This is a genomic window from Candidatus Eisenbacteria bacterium (assembly GCA_013140805.1).
In the GTDB taxonomy this organism is placed as follows: Bacteria; Eisenbacteria; RBG-16-71-46; order RBG-16-71-46; family RBG-16-71-46; genus JABFRW01.
Genome location: JABFRW010000113.1, coordinates 1 through 3,817 on the forward strand (window position 1 = coordinate 1; position 3,817 = coordinate 3,817).

3 protein-coding genes are annotated in these 3,817 nt (G+C 69.4%); 2 read left to right on the plus strand and 1 reads right to left on the minus strand.

Annotated elements, in window-relative coordinates; genetic code table 11:
• A partial coding sequence (locus HOP12_09365) for a hypothetical protein (GenBank protein NOT34364.1) occupies positions 1–719 on the plus strand: 719 nt, incomplete at its 5' end.
• A 2-nt stretch (positions 720–721) separates the two neighbouring features.
• Positions 722–2,647: an asparagine synthase (glutamine-hydrolyzing) gene (gene asnB, locus HOP12_09370; protein NOT34365.1), complete on the plus strand. Its 1,926-nt coding sequence runs from the start codon at positions 722–724 to the stop codon at positions 2,645–2,647.
• Here asnB and HOP12_09375 read toward each other — a convergent pair.
• Positions 2,577–3,761 carry a glycosyltransferase family 4 protein gene (locus HOP12_09375; protein ID NOT34366.1) on the minus strand — a complete coding sequence of 395 codons (1,185 nt, stop codon included), beginning with the start codon at positions 3,759–3,761 and terminating at the stop codon, positions 2,577–2,579. The genes asnB and HOP12_09375 overlap by 71 nt on opposite strands.
• Positions 3,762–3,817: the final 56 nt, after the last annotated feature.

A 3,817-nucleotide genomic window follows, 5' to 3' on the forward strand; every position in this document is an offset into this window, starting at 1 on the left:
GCGGTGCGCTGATGGGGATCGCGGTGCTGATTCGTCCCAACGCGGTGCTGCTGCTGCCCGGATTCGCTGTGGCGGCTGCGATTCAGCTCGCGGGCGCGCGGCGCGCGTGGCTCGGGCCGGTGCTGATCGCGGCCGCGGCGTTCGTGGTCGTGCTGACGCCATGGACGCTGCGCAATCATCACGTCCACGGTCGCTGGTTCTTCGTCGCGAGCGGCGGCGGACGCGCCCTGTGGCTCGGCAACAACGAGCGGACGACCGGGCGCGCGGGCTCGATCATGCTGCCCGATTCTGCGTTTTCCGTCCGACTGGCGCGCGAACCCGACGAACTCGCGATGGATCGCGGCTTCCGCGACGAAGCGCTGGCGTGGATGCGCGAACATCCGGGGCGCGCGGTGGCGCTCTATTTCGTGCGACTCGGCAGTCTCTTCGCGCTCTACCCCGAGACCTACACGCGCGCCCCGTTCCTCGAGCATACCGCCCGGCTCGCTCAGGGCACGCTCACCGTCGTGGTGTTCGTCGGAGCACTGCTCGGTCTGATGGCGCTGTCGGGCTCGCCGATCCGCGCCCCGATCCTCGGCGCGATCGTCGGCTTCGCGCTGGTGAATGCGATGTTCTTCTGCGTGCTGCGCTATCGAATGCCGTTCGAGCCCTTGCTGCTGTGGCTCGCGGGTCACGGCTGGGCGAGCCGCCTGTGGCGCCCGCCCTCGATCGGGAGCTGACGATGTGCGGCATCGCCGGAGTCTTCGATCCCGCGGGTGGACGACCCGCAGCCGAGTGGCTGGATCAGGCGTGCGCGCGGCTCGCCCACCGCGGGCCCGACGACGACGGCGTGCATCTCGAAGACGGCGTGGGTCTGGCCTTTCGACGCCTCGCGATCGTGGATCTCGCGACCGGCGCACAACCGCTCTCGAACGAAACCGGCGACGTGTGGATCGTATTCAACGGGGAAATCTACAACCACGTCGAATTGCGGCGCGAGCTCGAGGGCCATGGCCATCGCTATCGCACCCTCAGCGACACCGAGAGCATCGTGCACGGCTACGAGCAGTGGGGCGACGCGGTGGTGGAGCACTTGCGCGGCATGTTCGCGTTCGCGATCTGGGATCGGCCGCGGCGGCGCCTGCTGTGCGCGCGCGACCGGCTCGGCATCAAGCCGCTCTACTTCACACGCGCGCAGGGCCGGGTGCTGTTCGCTTCCGAGATCAAGGCATTGTTCGCGTTCCCGGGCGTCGAGCGCCGCGTGCGCGTACCGTCGCTGGTCGAACACCTCACGCTGCGCTACACCGCCGCGCCCGACACCCTGTTCGACGGCATCGAGAAGCTGCCGCCCGGCCACCTGCTCATCGCGGAGGCGAGCGGGATCACCACGCGCCGCTTCTGGGATGTGGCGTGGGAGCCCAAGCTCGAGATCGGCGAGGCGGACGCGCTGACCGAGGTCGAGAGCCGGTTACGCGAGGCCGTGCGGCTGCGTCTGATGAGCGAGGTTCCGCTCGGAGCGTTGTTGTCGGGCGGCGTCGATTCGAGCCTGATCGTTTCGTTCATGAGCGAACTCGTCGATCGCCCGGTCCAGACCTTCTCGGTCGGATTCGATGCTCCGGGTCCCTACAGCGAGCTGCCGTTCGCGCGCCGCGTGGCCGAACACTGCCGCACCGATCATCGCGAGATCATGGTGACCGCCGCCGATCTGTTGCGTGAACTTCCACGGCTGGTCTGGCATCAGGACGAGCCGCTTTCGGAACCCGCTGCGATCCCGACCTATCTGGTCTCCCAGCTCGCGCGCGAAACGGTCACCGTGGTGCTGACCGGTGAAGGTGGCGACGAGCTGTTCGCCGGATACCCCAAGTACGCCGTCGAGCCGTGGGCGCGCACGCTGAGCCGCTGGCCCGCTGCGCTGCGATCGGTGGTGCTGGACGGATTCGTCGACCGGCTGCCGTTCGGATTTCGCAAGCTCCAGGTCGTGGCACGCAGCGCGCGGTTCCGTGACGAAGCCGAACGCCTCAGCTCGTGGTTCGCGGGCTTCGCAGGCGAGGAGCGTCGCCGGCTGCTCGCGCCCGAACTCGCCGTACACGATCGCGCCGGCGCTGCCGCCTTCGGACGCATGCTGGCCGAGACCACCGCGCGGCGGCCGCTCGATCGCATGCTCGATGTCGACCGGCGCCTGTGGCTCCCCGACGACCTGCTGATGAAGATGGACAAGATGAGCATGGCGGCATCGATCGAAGCGCGGGTTCCGCTGCTCGATCACCCGCTGGTCGAGTGGGCGGCGCGCCTGCCGGATCGACTCAAGGTGCGCGGACTGACCGGCAAGTGGCTGCTCAAGCAGCTCGCCTATCGGCGCCTGCCGCACGAGATCATCGATCGGCCGAAGGTCGGCTTCACGGTGCCGCTCTCCCCGTGGTTTCGCGGACCGCTGCGCGAGCTGGTCGCCGACACGCTGCTGTCCCCGACCTGTCTCGGGCGCGGCTACTGGCGCCCCGATGCGCTGCGCGCGGTGGTCGAGGATCACCTCTCCGGGCGCCGCGACCGCGCGCGCGAGCTGTGGACGCTGCTGACGCTCGAGTTGTGGCACCGCAACTTCATCGATCGCGTGCCCGAGCCCGCGGTTCCGTATCACCCGCCCGCCCGCGCGCACGCCGGCGCGCGATGAGCTCGTCGAAGCGTTCCGCCAGCTGGTCGAGGATGCGCTCGCGATCGTGGTGCTCCGAGACGTAGGCGCGCGCGCGAGTCCCCAGCACGCGTCGCTGCTCGGGGTCGTCGAGGAGTCGCGAGAGTTCGGATGCGAAGCCATCGAGCGTCTGAGCGACACGTCCGATTCCGTGCGTCGCGACGATGTGATCGGGGTCGACGGCCGACAGCGTCGGTACGCCATGCGCCCATGCTTCGAGGAACACGTTCGGAAAGCCCTCAGCCTCCGAAGTGTGGACGACCACCGCCGCCTCCCGGTAGAGCGTGCCGACCTGCTGATGCGGAACGTCTCCCAGCACCTCGAGATTCGGGAGCTCGCGGGCCCGCGCCCGTGCCGCATCGAAGGGATCGCGGGTGAGCGGCGGCTCCGGAACGTGGCCGCACATCTTGAAACGGTGCTTCGGAAAGCGCGCGGCCAGCTCGGTGAACCACTCCGGGCGCTTGCGCTCACGGTAGGTCGCGACCCACAGCACGACCGAAGCGCTGCCGGGATCGGTTGCGGTTTCGATGCGTCCGATCGGGCTCTTCACCACCCCCGACTCGAGCCCCCAGACACTCGCGAGCCGCGTGCGCTGAAACTCGGTCTGCACCAGCCGCAGGTCACAGCCCAGCAGTGCGCGGCGGAACCACGCGCGTTCGCGGCCGTGCTCGAGTGCCGGGAAGTCCGGTTCGACGTCGTAGTCGTGGGCGGCGAGCCATGCGAACGCCGCGCCACGTGCATGCGCCACATCGCAGGTCACGCCCGGCAGCAGCCCCGAGCCCTTCATGAAATAGACCTCGGCATTGGCGCGCCACAACGCGGCGACGGTGCTCGTGAGCCGCGGGTGGACGAAGCGCAATACCGGCCATCCGGCGTGCGGGGCGAACGACTTCCAGATCGCGAGCTCGTCTCGCCGTTCCGGTGACGGTTGACCGTAGTCGCAGGTGACGACCGAGACCTCGAATCCGCGCTGCGCGAGACCGAGCGCGAACTGGCGCTGCTGGACCTCCGCGCCTCCGGCGGTGCCGCCGGCGCCATGCGCCAGCAGCGGGTACAGGTAGGGAACGTGCAGACACACCCGCCCGCGCGTGCTCATGGGCGCCGCCAGCGCTCGAGCGCCGCCTCGAGCTGCGGAACCACCCGAGCCCACGC

What these genes read in the sequence shown, in the direction of transcription:
- asnB (NOT34365.1), top strand. Translation starts at nt 722, where the DNA reads ATGTGCGGCATCGCCGGAGTCTTCGATCCCGCGGGTGGACGACCCGCA.
- HOP12_09375 (NOT34366.1), bottom strand. Translation starts at nt 3,761, where the DNA reads ATGAGCACGCGCGGGCGGGTGTGTCTGCACGTTCCCTACCTGTACCCG.